Annotated in this window: 1 protein-coding gene; it reads right to left on the bottom strand. The window is 43.3% G+C overall.

Annotation, left to right across the window (positions count from 1 at the left end):
* Positions 1–17 precede the first annotated feature (17 nt).
* On the bottom strand, positions 18–263 hold a 246-nt coding region (locus tag PZC42_RS24860; protein ID WP_277214264.1), incomplete at its 5' end, for a hypothetical protein.

Raw genomic sequence — 263 nt, 5'->3', positions numbered from 1 at the left:
CGCGGCTTCCGCTACTTTCATTTTTCCTTTGCTAGTGAAAGGAGGGTATCACGCTTGGACCAAGGGCGGCTTCTCACAGCATGACTTAAAGTGGAAATGAATGCACATTTCATAAATGATTGCTTGATTTGCAGTTCTTGGAGCTGTGCACTATTATTTTGTCCAATTCCAGTACATTTGATTCTTGTTTGACAGGACTTGCTTTGTGCAACCTTCCTGTGCGACAATGTTTGATTCTGCGCACAAAGCTCAATACATCGACG

It is taken from the genome of Isoptericola croceus, assembly GCF_029382255.1.
Classification (GTDB): Bacteria; Actinomycetota; Actinomycetes; order Actinomycetales; family Cellulomonadaceae; genus Isoptericola; species Isoptericola croceus.
Note: the sequence above shows the minus strand (reverse complement) of the source record. Positions and strands in the feature narration are given on the sequence as shown.